Source organism: Mycobacterium persicum (genome assembly GCF_002086675.1).
GTDB lineage: Bacteria > Actinomycetota > Actinomycetes > Mycobacteriales > Mycobacteriaceae > Mycobacterium > Mycobacterium persicum.
Genome location: NZ_MVIF01000272.1, coordinates 1 through 834, shown reverse-complemented (window position 1 = coordinate 834; position 834 = coordinate 1). Strand labels below are relative to the sequence as shown.

Sequence of the window (834 nt, the reverse complement as noted above, 5' to 3'; positions counted from 1 at the left end):
GCGTTGGTGTGGCGGGCCTTAACGGCGGCATGGGGGGAACCGGCGGTATCGGTGGCAACGCCGGTCTGGTCGGCGATGGTGGGGCGGGCGGCCAGGGTGGCGTCGGCGCGGCCGGGCTCGACGCGGTCAACCCCACGCCCGGACCCGCGGCCACGGCAGGGGTGACGCCAGCCAATGTATTCGGCCCTGGCACTCAAACCGGGCAGGCCGGTGGCACCGGCTTCCCGGGCACGGCAGCCACGCCCACCGGCGGTTCCGGCGGCAACGGCGCCAGCGCCACAAGCAACTCTGACTTTGTCGGGAGGGCCTTCGGCGGCGCCGGCGGAGACGCGGGTATCGCGGCTGCCGGCGGGGCTGGTGGCAACGGCGGCAACGGCGGCAACGCGACGATCCAAGGCGGCGACGGCAACGTCTTCGCCGCGGGCGGCCTGGGTGGTGCCGGCAGCAACGGCGTCGCGCCCGGCAGCGCCGGCGGTAACGGTGGCAACGGCGGAGCGGCCACCCTGGTCGGCGGCAAACTCCCGAATGGTTTTGCCGGCAGCGGCGCTGGCGGTAACGGCGGCGACGGGGCAAGCAGCGCGTTATCCGGCGGTGCCGGGAGCACCGGCGGGACCGGCGGCGCCGGCGGCTCCGGCGGTCTGCTGTACGGCAACGGCGGTGCCGGTGGCGCCGGAGGTGTGGGTGGCACCGGCGGCGCGGGCGCTGCGGGCGGGGCCGGCGGCACCGGCGGTGACTCGGCCACTGCGTTGGCTTTCCAACGCGATGATCCATTCACCCTCGCAGGCGGAGTCGGCGGCGACGGTGGTGACGGCGCCAACGCGCTTGGTGTCGGCG

1 pseudogene is annotated in these 834 nt (G+C 75.7%); it reads left to right on the top strand.

What is annotated here, in order from left to right:
* Positions 1–834 (top strand): annotated as a pseudogene (locus tag BST40_RS30480) (PE family protein); the annotation flags it as partial.